10 protein-coding genes and 2 pseudogenes are annotated in these 15,814 nt (G+C 37.9%); 5 read left to right on the top strand and 7 right to left on the bottom strand.

Annotation, left to right across the window (positions count from 1 at the left end):
• Window positions 1–37: 37 nt before the first annotated feature.
• The 4 genes from ESZ36_RS02705 to ESZ36_RS02690 form a co-directional block, all read right to left on the bottom strand.
• Entirely contained in the window at window positions 38–274 is a 237-nt protein-coding gene (locus tag ESZ36_RS02705; RefSeq protein ID WP_146783148.1) for a hypothetical protein, read from the bottom strand.
• Window positions 275–350: 76 nt separating this feature from the next.
• Entirely contained in the window at window positions 351–1,619 is a 1,269-nt protein-coding gene (locus tag ESZ36_RS02700; RefSeq protein ID WP_146783145.1) for an MFS transporter, read from the bottom strand.
• 99 nt (window positions 1,620–1,718) lie between these two features.
• A complete protein-coding gene (locus tag ESZ36_RS02695) occupies window positions 1,719–2,537 on the bottom strand; it encodes a ribonuclease H family protein (RefSeq protein WP_146783142.1) in 819 nt (272 codons plus the stop codon).
• A gap of 342 nt (window positions 2,538–2,879) precedes the next feature.
• The gene (locus tag ESZ36_RS02690; RefSeq protein WP_146783140.1) at window positions 2,880–4,226 is read right to left on the bottom strand and encodes a DUF3422 family protein; all 1,347 of its coding nucleotides are present in this window, start codon (window positions 4,224–4,226) and stop codon (window positions 2,880–2,882) included.
• Window positions 4,227–4,795: 569 nt separating this feature from the next.
• Here ESZ36_RS02690 and ylqF point away from each other — a divergent pair.
• From ylqF to ESZ36_RS22775, 3 genes and pseudogenes are all read left to right on the top strand, one after another.
• A complete protein-coding gene (gene ylqF / locus ESZ36_RS02685) occupies window positions 4,796–5,728 on the top strand; it encodes a ribosome biogenesis GTPase YlqF (protein WP_146783137.1) in 933 nt (310 codons plus the stop codon).
• Window positions 5,729–5,820: 92 nt separating this feature from the next.
• The gene (locus tag ESZ36_RS02680; RefSeq protein WP_146783134.1) at window positions 5,821–6,255 is read left to right on the top strand and encodes an HIT domain-containing protein; all 435 of its coding nucleotides are present in this window, start codon (window positions 5,821–5,823) and stop codon (window positions 6,253–6,255) included.
• A gap of 179 nt (window positions 6,256–6,434) precedes the next feature.
• Window positions 6,435–6,653: pseudogene (locus ESZ36_RS22775) on the top strand (hypothetical protein).
• Between the two features lie 69 nt (window positions 6,654–6,722).
• Here ESZ36_RS22775 and megL read toward each other — a convergent pair.
• Complete coding sequence (gene megL / locus ESZ36_RS02670; protein WP_146783131.1) at window positions 6,723–7,964, bottom strand: methionine gamma-lyase; 1,242 nt, start codon at window positions 7,962–7,964, stop codon at window positions 6,723–6,725.
• 382 nt (window positions 7,965–8,346) lie between these two features.
• Between megL and ESZ36_RS02665 the strand changes: the two genes are divergently transcribed.
• Complete coding sequence (locus ESZ36_RS02665; protein ID WP_146783128.1) at window positions 8,347–9,945, top strand: sigma 54-interacting transcriptional regulator; 1,599 nt, start codon at window positions 8,347–8,349, stop codon at window positions 9,943–9,945.
• A 17-nt stretch (window positions 9,946–9,962) separates the two neighbouring features.
• On the opposite strand, the pseudogene ESZ36_RS22770 reads toward ESZ36_RS02665, so the two are convergent.
• A pseudogene (locus ESZ36_RS22770) lies at window positions 9,963–10,163 on the bottom strand (hypothetical protein); the annotation flags it as partial.
• A 254-nt stretch (window positions 10,164–10,417) separates the two neighbouring features.
• On the opposite strand from ESZ36_RS22770, the gene ESZ36_RS02655 reads away from it, so the two are divergent.
• Window positions 10,418–12,253, top strand: coding sequence for a protein kinase domain-containing protein (locus ESZ36_RS02655; RefSeq protein ID WP_146783125.1), 1,836 nt, complete (start codon window positions 10,418–10,420; stop codon window positions 12,251–12,253).
• 248 nt (window positions 12,254–12,501) lie between these two features.
• Here the strand turns inward: ESZ36_RS02655 and ESZ36_RS02650 are convergent, their stop codons facing one another.
• Window positions 12,502–14,958: a TonB-dependent receptor plug domain-containing protein gene (locus ESZ36_RS02650; protein ID WP_146783122.1), complete on the bottom strand. Its 2,457-nt coding sequence runs from the start codon at window positions 14,956–14,958 to the stop codon at window positions 12,502–12,504.
• Window positions 14,959–15,814: the final 856 nt, after the last annotated feature.

Genomic DNA, 15,814 nt, shown 5'->3' with positions numbered 1-15,814 from the left:
TTTATAGCTAGTCTTAAAGTTTACCTTTTAGATTACTTTAAAGTTTATTAATGTCTTTTTGTACTTGGTAGCCCTCATCAGTGACAATTTTCTCTAACACTTGTACACGCTCGCTGAGGGATATAATTTCTTTTTTTAGTTCATCATTTAGTGAGTCAGTACTGTTATTATGACTAATCGTTTTCGCTTTAAATTCTAAATGTTTGTTATACATTTTATATAAAATACCGAATACGACACAGACAATAACAACGACCATAGTTGTTCCACTCATAATTACATCCTTCTTTTTTTATTGATTTAAGGTTCTCGACCATAATACTTTAATTCGATTGGTATAAATTATAGTCTTAATTAGTTTTCAGCATATTCAATGTTAACTTTTTCTGATGTTTATGATAAAAACCAACCACAGTAAACAGTACAAGAATAAAGGGGAGACTCGTTATCACAACCCAGTGCCAACCCGCATTAAACAATACCCAACCAGCTAATAGAGAAGCTACTGCTTGAAAAGCAAATAAGACAAAGTCATTGGTTGCTTGAACTTTATGACGCTCGCTGGCGTGATAACTCTCGGGTAATAACGACGTGCCAGTTAAGAATAAGAAGTTCCAACCAATACCTAATAAAATAAGCGCCCACCAATAATGCACCACTTCATGACCTGATAAGGCAATGAGAGCGACTACGGCATAAATTAAGGTGCCGATAAGCATCAGCCCTTTTAATTTTAGATATTTTACTAACCAAGGGGTGAATAATGACGGGATATACATGGCGGCAATATGGCTTTGTATGACCCATTTAGTTTCTTGTAAACTATGTCCTTGCATATGGTGCATGCTAATAGGTGTCGCGGTCATTAAATAACTCATTAATGCAAAGCCAATGGTCGCGGTACAAACAGCAATTAAAAAGATAGGCTGTTTAGCTATAACCTTTAATTCTCTTGGCTCGCCAATCGTCTCACTTGTATTAACAGGGGGATTTTTAAAGGCTAACATCACTAACATTGCACAAACGATCAGCGCTGCTAGGAATAAAAAAGATCCCGCATAACCATGAGGAGAGTTTAACCAGTCTTTACCAACGACAGCTACTTCAGGGCCTAAAAAGGCAGAAAAGACGCCACTTAACATTAAAATAGATAATATTTTAGGGACATCTTCCTTATTCAAACTACTTTCTATCGCAGCAAAGCGTAACTGTTGCGTGAAGGCTCCGCCGATGCCAATTAACATGCTAGCAAAACAAAATAGTTCAAATAGCGCCAGTTTTGCTGAAAATAAGGCAATAATTACTGCAATTAAAGAGCAACTTAATCCGGTATAAACGGCAAACTTTCGGCCTTTATTTTTAGCTAACATAGCCGCAGGTATAGAGCCCGCTGCAACGCCCAAAATCATCAAGGTGATTGGTAGGGTGGCGAGCGAAGGATCGTTGGCCATTTCACTGGATAAAATACCGCCAATAAAAACAATAATAGGTGAAGCAGACATAACTAAAGGTTGAGAAATAAATAACAACCAAATGTTTCTCGGCAAAATAAATATTCGAGAAAGAGCAAAGGCTGTTATCAATAACAACGTAATAGTAATCAGGATATTCGTTAGCATATTCTCGTCAGTTTAATTAAGGTCTGGTTAGTTCAGCTTCATTATTGTTTATTTAGTTCAACTCCGCTTAAGTTATGGTCAGTTAACGTTGGGATCAATTTAGCCAGAATCCATAGCAAGAATGGCTTTTATGTTGATTGTTTCGCTATAGCGAATCATATTTTCTTGTTGTTGTTTTCTTGCAAGTACAGCCATTCTGTCTGCTAGTTCATTACCTTCTATATTGGCGTGACCTTTAACATGACGAACAGTGATTTTTGTGTGCATGGTTTTATAAAGTGCATAACATTGCTGTATTAACGCTAAGTTTTTAATTTCTTCGCCTTTACCACGAGTCCAACCTTTTGCTTGCCAACCTTTAGCCCACTTTGTAATCGAGTCGATAGAGTATTTAGAGTCAGATAAAATACAAATACTTTGTTCACTGTTTTTATCGATAAAGTGTTGTGCAATTTGAAAAGCAGAAAGTAAACCGCTTAACTCGGCGGTATTATTGGTGCCATTAGGCAGGTACAAACCGTAATACAATGAAGTGACTTTACCTAACTCATAAACCGCAAGACCCGTACCTGATTTACCCGGATTAGGGGAGCAAGCACCATCACAATATATTTCAATATCGCTTGGGCCATTTGGACTGACAGTGGTAGTTTTAGCACTAGCACTTTTGCTCGTTTTTTTACTCGTTGCTGTGCGACTCGATGTAGGTGCGGTACTTGCCGTACCTTTCTTACTTAAAGAACGTTGCATTAACGCTTTTGTGTAGGTTGTTGCGAAGGCTTGCTCGGCAGCACTTTTTGATTCAAAGCCCATATACTGAGCATCAGAGCGACCCGCAGTATGTTGCTGAACCTCTGGCCAAGTGGTAAAGATACCGGTTTGGGCGCCTTTCCAGATCACGTAGAATTTTTTACTCATAACTTAATAGCTAACTCTTGATTGAAGATATTTAATGATAAAGATACTTAATGATTAGCATTATCAGCAATAAGTTAACGCTTAGCTACTAAAAATTAGGAAGAAAGGGGATTATATCTGGCCTGGTTATAATACAAAAAAGCCAGCCTAGTTATTTATTTACAGATGTTATTTTGCTGGCGTGCTTTAGCGGGGTAATTGCTGCTTTATAAAATACTTAAGAAGAGACTAATTGGCTTGCATCTTGGCAATATTGATGAGTAAACTTAAATTGTTGTGAACAATCCCTTGTTGGTTTTTATATATTGATTTTGAGCATACAGCATCGTTAGTGCCGTCGGATTATTTTAACCCTTTCATTAAGCGTTTATGTACTAAGCGTGTGCCAACAAATACGATTCCAATAACAATAGGTACAGCAAAACCACTGACTAGTTCATGGTTATATTCAACACCTAACGTTGGTAAAGACGTGAGCATAGTTTCAAATAATTGCATACCATAATAACTGATTGCGGCAACAGATAAGCCTTCAACCGTTTGTTGCAAACGCATTTGCACATGAGCACGGTGGTTCATTGATTTTAACAAAGTTTGATTTTGCTCTTGTAGCACCATTTCAACGCGCGTGCGCAATAAGTCACTGGCACGAGTGACTCTTTTAGATATATCTTCTAAGTGATTAGAAGCCGTTTGGCATGTTTTAACTGCAGGTGTAATTCTACGCATTAAGAATTCTTGCAAGGTCATGTAGCCTGGGATTTCTTCTTCTTTTAATTCTTCCATCCGTTGCAATGCTACGTCGTAATAGGCATTAGTAGCTGAGAAGCGGTAAGTGCTTTGGCTACGATAATCTTCTACTTTCGCTGCTATTTTAGATACTTGTGTTAGTAGTTCTCTATCGCTTTTTTCAGTACCTAAAGCGATGTAAGTAGTAACCTGTTGCAGTTGTATATCGAGTTGATTAAGTTCGCTATTAATTGCTTGTGCTAACGGTAAACCAAGTGTTGCCATCAAGCGGTAGGTATCAAGCTGCAATAATTGTTGTGCTAAGCGCCCGAGCTGTGCAGGCGACAAATCTTCTTGGTATATCAGAAAACGACCAAAACCATCTTCATGTAATTTGAATGAACTCCACACTTTCGCCTGAGAATGTACGGGCGCACTGGCGATCAATGACATATTGTCAAAAAATTGCTCAACCTTGTGTGTTTTTGCTTTATCAATATTTTCAGATTCAATAATCAAATGTACTGCAGCGATAACTTGACCGGGCATTTGTTCAAACCAATTGCTGGGAACATAATCAATAGCATTTTTAACAAAGGGTTGATCAGTTAATGGCGCTTGGTGGATAAAGGTGTAGGTGGAGTATTCTAAATGGCGCTCCCAGCGAAGACTGAATAAACCAAAATCTTGATAAAAACATGGCATTGACTTTGCGGGAGAGTTTACTTGAAACCTATTACATAACAGTGAGATAAATTCATGCTCTTGTTGCTTTAATTCCCCTTGATGCTGAATCGCGATGTGGGTGAGCTGAGCGGGCGAAGATATCGATTGAAAAGGTCTATTATGTAATTCGTTATAAAGCTTTTCGCGTAGCGGATGAATCGCTATTTTATGCAATGAAGACAAAGGTAGTACTGTATTTTCAGATAATTCATTAGATATTAATTTATTTAACAAAGTACTACTCTCGACGCTGTTTGTGTTTTTGTATTGAGTATATGTTAGCCGTTATACCCGTTTAGTTATATCCCCCTTAGGGAGGATTTTAAAATTACTGTCAACCGACATAGTAAGTCATTTTTCAATAACGAGGGTATTTTGGCGCTGAATAAACGGTATATGCGCTCAAGATGTTTTGAAATAACAGTACCATTATGTAGGGTAAATAACGAGTAACCTTGCTATATACTCCAGTAAACACATAGGCTGTCGGCTTAATCTGTAAATTGATGCTTTGTTGACTATTGGTCTAATGCATTTTATGGGCTTCATAATCAGTTACTTATTATGAAGCCCATAAAATGCATTATGAGCAATTAACCTTAGGGTATTTTTCACTTGATGAAACCAATATTGGTTATTTTAGTCACTGCTTTAATCTGTTTTACGGCATCAGAGCTGTCAGTACAAAGTACATTACTTCACCCGTTAATTAATTCGTTTGGTATTATTAACGAGTATGGCTAGCCACGTTAGCTAAAAGCTTGTTAAAATTGCGCCATTATAATAGTTACATTAGGATTTTCATGGCGATTAATTGGTTTCCAGGCCACATGCACAAAGCGCAAAAAGAAATAAAAGAGATACTACCGCAAATAGATGTGGTTATTGAAGTGTGTGATGCGCGTTTACCCTTTAGTAGTGAAAACCCTATGATCACTGAGATCAGAGGTGATAAGCCACTGATAAAGATCCTTAATAAAAGTGATTTAGCGGATCCTGAAAGCACCAAAGTTTGGTTAGATTATTTAGAGTCGCAGCATAATGTAAAAGCCATTGCTTTAACCACAGAACAGCCGAGTGTAGCAAAAAATCTGGTCAGTTTAATTCGTAAACTGGTGCCGAATAAGGATGAAGAAGGCAAACAAATTAACGCGATGATAATGGGGATCCCTAATGTTGGTAAATCCACATTACTCAATACGTTAGTCGGTAAAGCAAAAGCTAAAGTGGGTAATGAACCCGCAGTAACTAAAGGGCAGCAACGTATTCGCCTTGAAGAGGGGTTATACCTTTTCGATACCCCAGGTATGTTGTGGCCTAAAATTGCGAATGAAAATTCTGGCTATCGTTTAGCAGTATCAGGTGCGGTAAAAGATACCGCCTTTGATCATGACGATATTGCTTATTTTGCTGCAGATTACTTACTTAAGAATTATCCTAAACGTTTAATGGAGCGTTATAAGCTTAGCGAGTTACCTGCGCATGAAGAAGATTTAATCGAAGCGATTGGTCGTAAAAGAAGCTGTATTAAAAGTGGCGGTCGTGTTGATTTGCATAAAGCGTCTGTTATTTTGATAAATGAAATCCGCGATAAAACCTTAGGCGCTATTTCCTTTGAGTTACCGGATATTATCGATGCTGAGAACGCGCACTTCACTGAGCTTGAAGAGAAACGCATCGCTGCTAGAGAAGCAAAGAAAACTGCCCGTGGTCGTGGCCGCAAAAACAAACGTTAATTCGTTGTATGGCAAGTTTTTAACGGCTGCTATTTAACGGTAAATCATCATAGTCAATTTACATAATATGTGTTTATAACAAGGTATTTATAATGAGTGAAATAACAACATTTAGTTTACATCCTCAATTAGCAACGGATGGTATTGAGTTAGCTGATTTTCCTTTGTGTAAATTGCTACTCTGTAATGATAGTGCTTACCCTTGGTTTATTTTAGTGCCTAAAGTTGCCGATATTAGTGAGATTTTCCAACTCGAGTGGGAACAACAGCAACAATTTCTTAATGAGTCGAGCTTATTGAGTGAGTTATTGATGCAAGTTTTTGCTGGTGACAAAATGAATGTTGCTGCTTTAGGTAATGTTGTTGAGCAACTGCATGTTCATCATGTTGTACGCTTTAAAGATGATGCACAATGGCCGAAACCAATTTGGGGCCAACAACCATTAACGCCTTATTCTGATGAAGAAATAGCGACGCTCAAAGAAAAGTTGTTACCGCAATTAGCGGTTATTTTCTCTGATAAATAATTGAGCAGTCATTTATCAGGAATTGATAAATGGATAATGCTCAGTTGATATGCAATGACTAAAATCTAGATTGTTATTGAATATATAACTCATCAATATATCACTAATAAATGTAGGGTCTGTTGATCTTTCGCGGTTAAATTTTGTTCGAGATAAAAGCGTTTTAATCGCGGCGAGTGGTGTGTAGCCTAGTCACCCTAAGCAAATACTACTCAACAAAGAGTAAAACGCTTTTAGCCGAATCCTTCGGACAGCGTTTTTTGGTCATTTTTACGGCGTTATCGCCTTTTTATGTGGAATAACCACATGACAAAGGCTCTACCTTGTATAAATACCCAAAAAATTGCTGCAAAAACAATCTCGAAAGATCAACAGGCCCTAATAAAAAGCCTCAATAAGTTAAACGCTTATTGAGGCTTTTTTATATTAATTTATACACTCATCTGAGTGAATATCGATACAGCTAATTATGCTGCATTGCTAGCTGTAGCTATATTGGTGACTTTATCGCTGCTTGGCTGTTCTACTTTTGCTAGGGCTTGCGTTAAATCACTAATAATATCCTCGACATTTTCTAAACCTACAGAGATTCTAATTAAGCTATCACTGATGCCAGCATCAGCTCTTTCTTCAGGTGTATATGGTGAGTGTGTCATTGACGCAGGGTGTTGAATTAATGACTCTGCATCACCTAAACTGACCGCGATTGAAAAGAGCTCCATTGCATCAATAAAGGTTTTGCCACCGGTAAGATCGGTATTTAACTCAAAGGCAATAACGCCACCAGCGGCTTTCATTTGACTACCAATAAATTTGTTTCCTGAATGGCTTTTAAGACCTGGATAGTAAACTTCATCAACCATGGGATGTTGTTCTAAAAACTCCGCGACTGTTTGTGCATTACTACAATGTCTATCCATGCGAATTGGTAATGTTTTAAGACCTCGCATTATCAACCAAGCATCATGAGGACTAATTGTTGCACCGATATCTTTAAGAGTAGTCATTTTTATTTCATTGATCATTTCAAAACTAGCACACACGATGCCGGCGACAACATCACCATGACCATTAAGGTATTTAGTCGCGCTATGTACCACAATATCTGCACCAAATTTCGCAGGCTGTTGTAAAACTGGTGTAAGGAATGTGTTGTCTACTATAGACAATAATTTGTACTCTTTGGCAATAGCACAAATTTTTTCTAAATCTAGTACCACTAAATTTGGATTGATTGGTGTTTCTAAAAAGATCAATTTGGTATTTTCTTTGATGGCTGCTTTGATATTTTCAGGCTCAGTCATATCGACAAAAGTAACGTCGATATTAAATTTCTTCAGCATGTGGTTCATTAGTGCAAATGAACAACCATAAACTGCTTTAGATGAAATCATATGATCGCCAGCTTGCAGGTTAGTCAGTAATGCCGCTGAAACCGCAGCCATACCCGTTGCGGTTGCTGCTGCATCATCCATACATTCCATGGCAGCAACGCGCTGCTCTAATTGGCGAGTTGTTGGGTTACCTAAGCGTGTGTAAATATAACCCTCACTTTCACCAGCAAAACGATCGCCACCTTGTTGAGCATTATCAAAGATAAAAGTAGACGTTTGATATAAAGGCGTTGCAAGCGAGCCAAATTGAGTGTCATTAATTCTGCCGGCGTGAATAGCGTTAGTTTCAATATTTTTGCTCTTAAACTGGGTCATAGCTTCTCTTCTAAAGTAAGGTGTAATTATTATTATTATTGTTATGGTTTAAGTGGTAATAGAAAACACGCGTTTGATCGATATAGGGAGAATGATTTATCGCTAAACTGTCATGTTGACTTGTTTTTATTTCTTTCTTAATTTCAGTATGTTGCAACTATACTGCCAATTAAATAAAACGCTTATTTTTCAGATAGATACGTTATTATCAATATATTTAGTTATCCTGGTTGTACTAAAGTTATTACAATGAATGGTTGTGCTTTTCCACTGCTAACAGTAACGGCTGCTTATTCACTGTTTTCATGGAATAAATACAGGTTGTACTAATTTTATTACTGTGTAATATTTGTAGTACATCATATCTATAGACGTGCACTTTATGCGAGTTGTTATTGAATCAAGCGATAGAATCGGTATTTCTCAGGAAATATTAACTATATTTGCCAAGCAGGCTTGGAATTTAAAAACCGTAGAAATAACTAGCTGTTTCACCTATGTGCATGTTGAATATGCAGCGTTAACTTTATCCTTAATTCGAGAGTGTTTAGCCCCTGTTATTGGCGTGAAGAGTGTAGAGGTGATTAATTTATTACCTAGTGAGCAACGAGAAAGTCATTTACAGGCCTTATTAGATAAAATGCCTGAGCCTATCATCGATGTTGATAGTAATGGCCTGATATTGGCCATGAACAAAGCAAGTCATAAACTTAAACCGTCAAATGAAACAATCGAGCATGATTTGATTGCGACTGATTACATGGGCAAGTCAATCGAAACGTTTATTACTCAAATTAATAAAGCGATGCTCACGAATACTGCCACCAGCCAAGCGGTGACTATTCAAGGTAAAGCGTACATCCTTGATATAAGCCCGGTATTATCAAATAACAGCTCAACAGTAGAGCAAGATAAAGCTGGGCAGGTAAATGGTTCGGTACTACTTTTTCGTTCTATGAATACCTTAGGGCGACAAATTTCATTAATGCAAAGTCATCAAGAGCACAGTTTTGATAATATTATTGGCCAATCAAAAAGCATCAGTTTAATTAAGGCGCAAAGTAAACGTTTTGCAGAATTAGATTTACCGGTATTAATTAGTGGTGAAACGGGCACGGGTAAAGAGCTAATCGCTAGGGCTTTACATCAAGCTAGTTCAAGAGCTAAAGCTCCTTTTTTAGCAATTAACTGCTCGGCATTACCAGAACACTTGTTAGAAAGTGAACTTTTTGGCTATGCCAGCGGGGCATTTACTGGCGCGCAAAAAGGCGGTAAACCTGGGTTAATTGAGCTGGCAGAAGGCGGTTGTTTATTTTTAGATGAAATTGCTGAAATGTCATCCTATTTACAAGCTAAGTTGTTACGCTTTTTACAAGATCTAACTTATCGTCGTGTTGGTGGTACTAAAGAGCTTATTGCTAATATACGTATCATCAGTGCCACTCACCAAGATTTAGCCAAACTCATTAGTCAAAAAATCTTTCGAGAAGATCTATATTATCGATTAAATGTACTTAGTATTGAACTGCCACCACTAAGAGATCGCATGGCGGACATGAGCTTATTAGCTAATTTGTTCATTGAAAATGCGGCTAAACAAGTCAGTAACAGTCAACAAACTGAAATTACAAAGCCAAAAATTACCGAACAAGCACTTAGTTTATTACAGGATTTCTCTTGGCCAGGAAACATTAGGCAATTACAAAATGTTTTGTTCAGTGTCGTCGCTTTGAATAATGGCGATGATATTTGTGCTGATGACTTGCTGCAAGTTCTTAATAAACATGCAGGTAATCAACAACTCAGTAATGATACTGGTGTTCAAACGGTTAAAGATTGGTCTACCGCCCAGGCTGAGTTTGAAGCTAAATTACTTGAGCATCTACACCCGTTATTTCCAACAACACGAAAGCTAGCTGAGCGTCTCAATGTATCGCACAATAAAATAGCGATGAAATTAAGAGAGCATGGCATAAAATGATATTTAAAGGTTTTTATAGGGTCTGTTGACCTTTCGAGATTGTTTTTGCAGCGATTTGCTGGGTGTTTATACAAGGCAGAGCCTTTGTCATGTGGTTGTTCCACATCAAAAGGCGATAACGCCGTAAAAATGACCAGCAAACGCTGTCCGAAGGATTCGGCTAAAAGTGTTTTACTCTTTGTTGAGTAGTATTTGCTTAGAGTGACTAGGCTACACACTACTCGCCGCGATTAAAACGCTTTTATCTCGAACACAATTTAACCGCGAAAGATCAACAGACCCTAGCTTAACTCGACAGTAAAAGTAAAAACTAAAGTTTCACGCTAATCTTGTAGTTTAAATCAATAATGGGTAGCGTATTCATCAAGCGTGTTCTTGTTTTTAACTGAACCATTAACTGAAATGTTAATTGAGCTTATAATTTAAGCCCAAATTAATTATTTAATCCTACACCTAATTATAGAAACAACTTGTGACAAATAAAAAATTACAGCATTTCTACATTGCCCAAGAACAATCCATTTACTTACTGAGTCATAAAGATGCGACTAAGTTAAAACAATGGGTTGATTTGTGTCAGCAACAATTAAAGCAACTCGATTTTGAAGATGTTGCGCTTTTAGGTAAAGGAGCATACGGTTTTGTTTTCTCAGGTATTAAGCGTAAAGACAATTCAGAGACAGAATTACCTGTTGTTTTCAAATTCTCTCGCATTAATTTACCTCAACATGTACAAGACAGGTTGGCAGAAGAAGCAGAAATTCAAGGACAACTGAACCACCCTCAAATCCCACAAGTCATCGAGTATCAAAAAATAAAGCGGCAATCAATATTGCAAATGACGCGAGCTCCTGGCATCGATTTAGAACAGTTGTCACTGCAAGTAGGGCCATTAGCACCAGAGTTGGTGGTAAGTATCGCATTACAATTAGCCGATATATTATTGTATTTGCGACAAGCTAATAATCATCGGCAGTTAAAACCGATTGTGCATGGAGATATCAAACCCTCAAACCTCGTTTATGACAAAAGTACAGGAAAAGTGCAGCTTATTGATTGGGGCTCATCAGTTAGTGCACAACTTGATTGTGATAAACAAAGCACCAGTACTAATGTGATGGATCTGATGAGTAGTGATTTGCAACACAGCAATGCACGTTTAGGCGATGTTTACTTTATTGGGCCTGAACAGCTTAATGGTGGTCTATCTAGCCCTCGTTTTGATGAGCAGGGCTTAGCAGCGACTTTATATGCACTCGCCTCTGGTCAGTCATGCAGATATGGCGTAAAGGTGATACCACCTAATGCGTTAGGATTACCTAAGTTGCTCGCTCAAGTCTTAACGGGTATGTTAAGCGATGATGAAAAACTGCGAGGGCAAGCAGGGGATTACTTTTTTAATAATCTTACTTACCTTAAACAAGTTGTTCTTGCAGATAAACCAACAAACTATGAAGCCATTGCGCATATTCCTGTTTGGGTGAAACCACAAGGCGAGCAAATTGATACGGTAGTATATGGCTCGCGGAAATCTTTTTTACGTGAGCAAACAGGACATGATAGCTTATCGGATATTGATGACGCTCAATTGGACAAATACTATAAAAACTACCTTATGGGTATGGGAGATAATGAAAAAGCGTTCATTGCAGCATTAAGCAGACTCGGTAACTTTCCTGTGGTTGGCGGCATTGCTATTCGCTGGGCGAAAGAGGGGGTTTACATAGATTCTAACTTAACGTTATTTGATGAAGCTCTCAAAGCGGCTTTTACCAGTGCAGTGAACAATATTATTTTTTTGGCTCAGGGCATATTTCGTATTGGTATGTTCAAAAGTTGTTTGTTCAACGCTCGAAATACCTTACACGTTGAACGGATTAAAGAGAATCAGCCTTTTATTGCCGATGAAACTCAAGAGATAGTGTTCGAAGTGAGTGATGTGCCCGATGTTGATGATATAACTCGCCTACACTCATATTTTGAAGATGGTAAAGATCCCGATGAATACTTATATCTGCCTGATGAGTTGATGGCTGTTTTGGCTGAACTAAACTTAATTCATCATACTGGTTGTATTATTTTTGAAGTGCTACCTAAGCATTTAAAAATTCATAGTTATTTAATGTTGTTAAATCATGAGAAAAAAGCAGAATTTAAAGAGTGCCTAGCGAAGGTACTGACATTGTTACCCACTATTGATGGGGTGGGGATCTCAGGGTTTATGAAACTTCCTTATAAAGACACGCGTTTTTTTGAACACATTAGTAGTATGCCTGATAAGTTTTATCCGAAAAATCCTAAGCTGTAGATTAATACCAATCTTACTAACTATGTGAACATTTATACTTGCTAAAATTACTAACTAATTCGTTATTTACTTTATAATTAGAGCGACTAGTTATTAAAATAAATGCCTTGTATTTAGCCATTTTTTCTACGCATGAAATAGATCATCTAATTAGTGAAACTGGTATCAGTTAAGTGAATAAAGGGGATAAAAAAGCCAGCGAGGCAAGTTATGCAAAGCTGGCTTATTGTTTGATTTACTAAGTAACGTTAGAAGCTATAAGAAGCTCTTACGTAATATTCACGTCCTGCAAGTGAAAATGGAAAACTCGCCCAACCATATTTAAAACCAATCTCTGGAAAAATACCACCAGCATCGCCCCATTCATCAGGGTATTCATCCGTTAGGTTTAAAACACCGCCGCTGATGGCTAACTGATCTGTAACATTCCATCTAGCCGTTACATCAAATAAGTTTTTTGCGCCCCAAGTATTAGCTTCCGTACCATAAGCTGCAGTAGATACTTCACCATAATGAGTCATGCGACCCGTTACTGTCCAATTATCTAAATCCAACATGGCAGAGACACTTAATCTGTCTTGTGGCTGGCCTTTTTCGACTAATAATATCTGAGAAGCATCAAAAATAGTCTCATCAGGAACTATTGTTGATGAAGTATTAATGTTACTTACTTCGGTATTATTATGGTGATATGCAAGTTCGTAAACAACGCTACCTAATTCTTCTATATCTTGTGTATATGAGTTTACCCAATCAAGGCCGAAGGTTTCAGTATCAGTGGCATTGGTGAAGATAGAGACATTCTTAACTCCATCTAATGCTTCGCCAGCGCCAGAATGGCTATCAAAGAATGTATCGATTTCAGTATTAATACCGCGGGTAATATTGCCTGAATAAGCAATGCGATCATCAATATTTATTTGATAAACATCAAGGGTAGATGAGAAATTTCCACTGTTATATACCACACCAACAGAAATGTTGGTTGAGGTTTCTTCCTTAAGCTCTTTAAACTCAAGCTCTTGAGCAAGCGCATCATTTGGACGTAAAGTAACTAAATCAGCTAATTCACCATTATCTAATGAAATAGAGCGCTGGGTAAAGTTAGACTGTTGCATACCGGGTGCTCTGTAACCTGTTGAAGCAGAACCACGCAGTGATAGATTTTCAGTTAAGGTTAAATGTGTTGATAATTTACCAATAACTGTGCTACCAAAATCATCATAATCTTCATAGCGAACGGCTGCTGCCACTAACCAGTCTTCAGATAAATAGGTTTCAGTATCTAAGTAAATTGCAAAACTTTTTCTATCGGTATCTATCGCCATTTCTGGGCTGTAACCTTGGAAGCCTTGCATACCAGGTGCGGTAATGTCGTCACCAGAACATGCGATAAAGTCTGGATCACCAGTGGGGTTGATAGATTCACCACAAAGGGTATCGCCACGAGCATAAGTTACTTCATCCCCTGCTTCTTGTTGATAACCATCTATTCTGTATTCTACGCCAATAGCGATAGAGGTTTCATCGTAAAGTCCAAAATCAACGGCGGTAACTGCGTCTAGATTAAACGTGGTTTGACTAAAGACAAGCGCGCCATCATAAGCTGATGTTGGGCTGTCTGGTCCATAACTGGCATTAAGAGAGTTTAGGTTACTGAATTCGAAACGGTTTTCACCGGTCACAATACTGGCATCTATTTCCCAATCAGCTATTTCAGTTCTATAACCTACTGCCAATGAGAAATCTTCCGATTTAGAGCCTAACTGTGGTGTTACCCCCTCAGGAAATAATTCGCTCCATACTCGATTGTCAGCAGCACCACGGTAAAAACCGAGTGATTCACCTTCTTTCGCGGTAAAGCCACCAAAGGCGTATAATTGACTACCTTTACCTAAATCATAAGAAAAATTTGCCCATACGCTAGTCATTTCGGTTGGCGCTTCACCAACAAGTAACAATTGTTTTGGTTCTGCGATAGAGCCAAACCACGTTGTTGGTGTTGCTCTGTTCATTTCACCATTATCAGCATATTCCAAAGTAAGGTTTAACATGCCTTGGTCGCCAATTTTAAAGCCATAGTTAGCGCCTAGTTCAAAGCTTTCACCGTCACCTTCACTTGTTTGACCATATTGCGTCCAAGCAGTACCACCCTCATCACTCTTAAGAATAATGTTGATAACGCCAGCAATCGCATCAGAGCCATATTGCGCAGCTGCACCATCACGCAATATTTCAATGCGAGAAATAGCGGTCATTGGAATTGAACTTAGATCAGTACCGGCACTGCCGCGACCAACATTCTCTTGCACAGCAACTACTGCTTGCTGATGACGACGTTTACCATTGATTAATACTAATACTTGATCTGGTCCTAAGCTTCTTAGTGACGCTGGGCGCATTAAATCTTGGCCATCAGACGTGGTGGTATTGTTCATATTAAATGAAGGGGCAAGTTTACGAAGCATATCTGGCGTGCTAGTCGCACCTGAGTTTCTAATTGCTTCTGCTGAAATTATATCAATTGGTGCTGGGCTGTCAGCAACTGTACGGTTAGACATACGTGTACCAACGGTCACTATACGTTCTATATCTGACTTATCAGCGCCAGCAGAAGTATCTTTTTCTGCGGCAAAAGTTACCGTGCTACCTAAAGATAGGCAGACAGACAGTGCTAGCGTACTGTAGTTAAAACGTTTTTTCATGTTATAGACCCTTAAGTATTTTTATTAGGCTTGCTTTATAAGTGATAAATATTCATTTTTTGTAACTCGTTAGTACTTTGTGAGCTGTTCTGTTTGAATTTATTATCGCAAGTAATGTGTAACATAAATGAAAACTTTCATTGGCGCAACACTCATAGTTGTGAATTATTATTAAGTCTTACTGAATGGTTATTTAGTCAGCGATGAGTTAGTGCATATAGTGTTAAATTTTGATTACAGCACCTGGTCCGATGTGATGGGTGTTTTATGTGTCAGTGGCGTTTAAAAAAAAATCCCAGAATGAATGCATAGTGAATAACTAAACAAAGTGGGTTGCATGTACTTGTCTGTTTCAAATCCCGCTGACGTTTGAAAGTTTCATTAATATGTATAAGGATGGTAATGCGAATAGAGACGCAGGATAACAAGGGGGAGCAATGTGATTATTCTGTTATGCCCTCGGATTTAAAGGAGACCGAAGCGATAGAATAAAAATTGAAAGGAGGGGGATAAAGATAAAGCACGTAATCAAAAGCATTCAAATTCAATCGTTAAAATATTTTATATTAAAGGGAAATACAGACATGCTTGTTATTTATTCAAAAGATGAAACACAGCTAAAACCAAATTATAATTGATCTTATAATAGTGAATTATACCTTTGTACAATAATGATTACAAAATGGCGGATAGTAAAGTTTACATTTCTAACTTAATTCTATTTTGTTATTCTAAATCAATAAAGCTTTCATGAAAAAATGCTAGAGCTTTTAGCAAAACTAAAAAAGCCAGTATTACTACTGGCTTTTAAATTTTTTACTGCTTTTTCAGAAAGTCTTTTACACTTTCTCGCTAG

The organism is Colwellia demingiae (assembly GCF_007954275.1).
Taxonomy (GTDB): domain Bacteria; phylum Pseudomonadota; class Gammaproteobacteria; order Enterobacterales; family Alteromonadaceae; genus Colwellia; species Colwellia demingiae.
Note: the sequence above shows the minus strand (reverse complement) of the source record. Positions and strands in the feature narration are given on the sequence as shown.

What these genes read in the sequence shown, in the direction of transcription:
- ESZ36_RS02705 (WP_146783148.1), bottom strand. Translation starts at nt 274, where the DNA reads ATGAGTGGAACAACTATGGTCGTTGTTATTGTCTGTGTCGTATTCGGT.
- ESZ36_RS02700 (WP_146783145.1), bottom strand. Translation starts at nt 1,619, where the DNA reads ATGCTAACGAATATCCTGATTACTATTACGTTGTTATTGATAACAGCC.
- ESZ36_RS02695 (WP_146783142.1), bottom strand. Translation starts at nt 2,537, where the DNA reads ATGAGTAAAAAATTCTACGTGATCTGGAAAGGCGCCCAAACCGGTATC.
- ylqF (WP_146783137.1), top strand. Translation starts at nt 4,796, where the DNA reads ATGGCGATTAATTGGTTTCCAGGCCACATGCACAAAGCGCAAAAAGAA.
- ESZ36_RS02680 (WP_146783134.1), top strand. Translation starts at nt 5,821, where the DNA reads ATGAGTGAAATAACAACATTTAGTTTACATCCTCAATTAGCAACGGAT.
- megL (WP_146783131.1), bottom strand. Translation starts at nt 7,964, where the DNA reads ATGACCCAGTTTAAGAGCAAAAATATTGAAACTAACGCTATTCACGCC.
- ESZ36_RS02665 (WP_146783128.1), top strand. Translation starts at nt 8,347, where the DNA reads ATGCGAGTTGTTATTGAATCAAGCGATAGAATCGGTATTTCTCAGGAA.
- ESZ36_RS02650 (WP_146783122.1), bottom strand. Translation starts at nt 14,958, where the DNA reads ATGAAAAAACGTTTTAACTACAGTACGCTAGCACTGTCTGTCTGCCTA.